The organism is Mesorhizobium sp. M1E.F.Ca.ET.063.01.1.1, assembly GCF_003998155.1.
Classification (GTDB): Bacteria; Pseudomonadota; Alphaproteobacteria; order Rhizobiales; family Rhizobiaceae; genus Mesorhizobium.
In genome coordinates this window covers 1-4,136 of record NZ_RZSC01000548.1, presented here as the reverse complement: position 1 = coordinate 4,136, position 4,136 = coordinate 1, and the positions used below count along the sequence as shown (strand labels likewise).

Genomic DNA, 4,136 nt, shown 5'->3' with positions numbered 1-4,136 from the left:
AGCATGCGCAACGCATAGGTGGCGCCTTCACCGTCGTCGCTGGCGGCGAAAGCGCGGTCGAGGCGGATGAGACCGGGAGACGGTTGGCGGGCAAAAGCACCGATCTGCATGGCCGCCCGCCGGCCGAGCGCCTCACGTTCGGCCGCGGCTTGCCTGGTTCGCGCGATTGCCGCCTCGAAACGCCGTTCGCCGTCATCTGATGCAAGGGATGCCCGCACGCGCGGCCGCTCGAAACGCTGGTCGACATTGGTCGGATCCTCGATCCAGCCGATGCCGCGGCGCTTGAGCATCTCGCGCAATACAGCGCGGCGCGTGCCGAGCAGCGGCCGGGCGATCCATGCCCGCCAATCGTAAAGCGTGGCGGGCGCCATGCCGGCGAGGCCGCGGCCCCCGTCGCGCGCGTCCTCGGCGCGAGTTCCCTCGTCGCGTGCCCCTTCGTCGCGAGCTTGCCGCATCAGCACCGTCTCCGCCTGATCGTCGGCGGTGTGGCCGGTCAGGATCAGGCGGGTGCCTTCCGCTTCGGCAGCCTCCGCCAGCAGCCGGTAGCGCGCCTCGCGCGCGGCGGCGGGCAGGCCCGTCGACGGCTTGCGGCCGGACCAGGTGAGCGTGCGATGCGCGATGCCGCGCTCGGCGCAGAGCTGGGCCACGGCTCGCGCTTCCGCCGCCGAGCCTGGTCTCAGGCCGTGATCGATCGTCACCGCAAGCAGCTTTGCCGCGGACTGGGTTCGGTCGAGATGGTCCTTGAGGAGAAAGAGAAGGGCGGTCGAGTCGCTGCCGCCGGATACGGCTGCAACGGCGCCGCTGGAAAAGTCGAAGTCTGAAAAAATTCGGTCCGAAAGGTCAGGCTCGGTATCGAGCATCAGTGCATGTCGCCCAAACTTGGTCCCGGTTCTGGGACAGCGACATGCAAGCTAGCACGACGCCAGCGCCTTTTCCTGCTTGATACGTTCCTTCAACGTGCCGGAAACATCCGGATAGCGCTTGCCGATCTCGTTGAAGGTGGCGCAGGCCACGTCGTTCTGCTTGAGGCCGACCAGCGACACGCCGAGCTTGAGCAGCATGTCGGGCGCCTTCTTGGCCTTCGGATACTCCTTGCTGGCGCCAAGGAACACCTCCGCCGCGTCGCGGTATTTCTGCTGGCCAAGCAGGGACTCGCCCAGCCAGTAATGCGCATCCGCCGCCTTCGCGTCCTTGGGGAAGCGCGAGATATGATCGCGGAAACCCTGTTCGGCGGTGGGATAGTCGCCCGACAGAATGAACTGGTAGGAGTTGCGGTAAAGCTCATCGGGATTGTTGGTCGAGGGCAATGAAGCCATCACCGTGCCGCCGGACTTGCTCTTGCCGCTGTTGTTGCCGGTTTCGGCGGCGGGCGCGTTCGCCGTGGCCGCCGGAGCCTGCGCCGGCGCGCCCGCCTGGGGATCGGTCTCGGCATTGACGACATTGCCGTTCTTGTCGACCGTGATGGTGCCGAAGGTCTTCGGCGGCGCGCCGGTGATCAGCTTACCCGGGTCGCCGGTCTGCGACTCGACGATGACGTCGCCGACGCTCTTGCCGCCGCCGTCCTGCGCTCCCGCATCGGCCGGAGCTTGCGTCGCCGGGGCCTGCGCGACGCCGGTATCGGTGCCGGCATCGCCGGCGCCCGCATCGCCGTTGCTTGCATTGTTCGTATCGCCGTTCGGGGGCGCGGCCTCGGACTTTTTCTGGCCGGTCGGCTTCGCACCTTGCGAGCCGCCCTCGAGCTGCTGGAAGCGGAATTCGTTGTCTTCCTGCTGCTTGCGCATCTGCTCCTGCATCTGCAGGATTTGGAAGTTGAGCTCCTCGATCTTGCCATTCATCTGGCGGAGCTGATCTTCCAGACCGGTCGCGCCGGCGCTGTCCTGCTGCGCCATCTGGGCCTGCTGCGACTTCGTCTTGTCGCCGAAGATGCCGAGCGTCGGCAGGTGGAAAGTGAACCCGCTGTCCGAGGACTGCCCGGTGCTGCCTGCCGGGGCGGCGACGCCTGGGATGCTTGATACGAGCAGCAGCGCAAGCGTGCCGCTCAGGACCGTTCTGAAATGCATTATGTCTCTCGCCGTGAAATCTGTTGGCCTGATGCGCCTTTCCAAATCGGAAGGGAGGAAGCGCCCTCGCGCTCATAGCAGGACGCGAGACTTCGGCCAAATTTTGTTTCAGCCCGTCGCATACGAAAAAGGCAGCCCTGAGGCCGCCTTTCATTTCGCCATGTTGTATTTTTGCCGTCCACAGCGCCGCGCGTCGTCAGACGCCCAAAGGACGCTGTGGCGCTTGTGATCCCTTCCGAACCGAAGGTCAGCGAAGCAAAAATCGATATCGATTTTCGGCGCGGAGCCGTCAGGAGCCGGCGCCGGAGAGCGTGGTGACGGCGCGGCGGTTCTGCGACCAGCACGAGATGTCGTCGCAGACCGCGACCGGGCGTTCCTTGCCGTAGGAGATCGTCTTCAGGCGGTTGGCCGCAACGCCCTTGGAGACCAGGAAATCGCGGGTGGCGGCGGCGCGGCGGGCGCCCAGCGCCAGATTGTATTCACGCGTGCCGCGCTCGTCGGCATGGCCCTCGATGACGATGGCATACTGCCTGTACTGGTTGAGCCACTGCGCCTGGCGCCCCAGCGTCGTCTGCGCGTCGGCGCGGATCGAGGAGGAGTCGGTATCGAAGAAGATGCGGTCGCCGATATTGACGGTGAAGTCCTGCGCGGAGCCCGGCGTGGCGGCGCCGGCGCCGTTGAGGCCGAGATCGGCCGCGCTGTTCGGCGTCTTCTTGGAGGCGCAACCCGTGATGGCAAGCGCTGCCACCAGCGCGATCATCGCCGGATTCCTGGTAAGTGCTGCGATACGGCTCATGCCGCCTCTCCTTCGCATTCGAGTGATTTCGTTGATCACCCAGTAACCACGTTTGGGTTAACCGGCATTCAAGAAACAGGGTTAATTTTTGGTTTCGGCCGCCGTCCTCGGCCTTCTTGCCCGGAACCACTGGGCGCGGACCGTAGGCGGAAATGCGGCCAAAACATGAAAAAAGGGGGAAATGAAGCGTTGAGGAATCCGCCTTTCCTCAGTTCTTCAATTCGTCAGTTCCCCAGTTCCTCTCCTCACTCCAGCAGCGGCGACCACGCTGGATCCGAGGCGAAGTTCGAGGTCGGGATCGGCTGCTCGTTGCGGCCGGTGAGATCGACCGTGACCAGCTTCGGCCCGCCGGCCGAGTCACGGAAGAACATCAGCACGCGGCCGTTCGGCGCCCAGGTCGGACCCTCCTGCTGGAAGCCGGAGGAAAGGATGCGCTCGCCGGAACCGTCGGTCTTCATGACGCCGATCTGGAACTCGCCGCCGGTCTGCTTGGTGAAGGCGATGAGATCGCCGCGCGGCGACCAGACCGGTGTCGAATAGACGCCGTCGCCGAAGGAGATGCGGGTCTGACCCGAGCCGTCGGCGCCCATCACATAGATCTGCGCGCGGCCGCCGCGGTCCGACGTGAACACCACCTTGCTGCCGTCGGGAGAATAGGACGGCGAGGTGTCGATGGAGGTAGAATTGGTCAGCCGGGTGGTCGAGCGGCTCCTCAAATCCATGGCGAAGATGTTGGAATTGCCGTCGTCGCGCAGCAGGCTCATGATCACCTTCTGGCCGTCGGGCGAGAAGCGCGGCGCAAACGTCATGCCCGGGAAGTTGCCGACCAGCTCGCGCTGTCCGGTCTCGATCTGCAGGAGATAGACCTTCGGCTGCCCGCTCTCATAAGACATATAGGTGATTTCCTGCCGGTTCGGCGAGAAGCGCGGCGTCAGCACGATCGAGCGGCCGTCCGACAGATAGCGCACATTGGCGCCGTCCTGGTCCATGATGGCGAGGCGCTTCTTGCGTGCGTTCTTGGCGCCGGATTCATCGACGAAGACGACGCGCGTATCGAAATAGCCCTTTTCGCCGGTCAGCCGCTCATAGATGGCGTCGGCGATGATATGGGCGACGCGCCTGGTGTTGGCGTCATTGGCGAAGAACTGTTCGCCGGCCATCTGCTGCCCCGCAAACGTGTCCCACAGACGGTACTGGGCGCGGATGCGGCCGTCGGCCTCCTTGCCGACGGCCGCATCCGCGCCCAGTACCGTCTGTGGGACACGTTTGCGGGGCAGCAG

General features: G+C 65.1%; 4 protein-coding genes. All 4 read right to left on the bottom strand.

What is annotated here, in order from left to right; all coding sequences use genetic code 11:
- On the bottom strand, positions 1 to 860 hold an 860-nt coding region (gene tilS / locus EOA29_RS27640), incomplete at its 3' end, for a tRNA lysidine(34) synthetase TilS (RefSeq protein WP_127221882.1).
- Between the two features lie 51 nt (positions 861 to 911).
- Entirely contained in the window at positions 912 to 2,060 is a 1,149-nt protein-coding gene (gene ybgF / locus EOA29_RS27635) for a tol-pal system protein YbgF (protein WP_126091448.1), read from the bottom strand.
- 289 nt (positions 2,061 to 2,349) lie between these two features.
- Positions 2,350 to 2,856, bottom strand: coding sequence for a peptidoglycan-associated lipoprotein Pal (gene pal, locus EOA29_RS27630; RefSeq protein WP_126091447.1), 507 nt, complete (start codon positions 2,854 to 2,856; stop codon positions 2,350 to 2,352).
- 245 nt (positions 2,857 to 3,101) lie between these two features.
- Positions 3,102 to 4,136, bottom strand: a 1,035-nt coding sequence (tolB, locus tag EOA29_RS27625) for a Tol-Pal system beta propeller repeat protein TolB (protein WP_127221881.1), incomplete at its 5' end; no start/stop codon positions are given.

Bases quoted from the DNA above. Each gene is read 5' to 3' on its own strand.
- ybgF (WP_126091448.1), bottom strand. From the start codon at position 2,060: ATGCATTTCAGAACGGTCCTGAGCGGCACGCTTGCGCTGCTGCTCGTA.
- pal (WP_126091447.1), bottom strand. From the start codon at position 2,856: ATGAGCCGTATCGCAGCACTTACCAGGAATCCGGCGATGATCGCGCTG.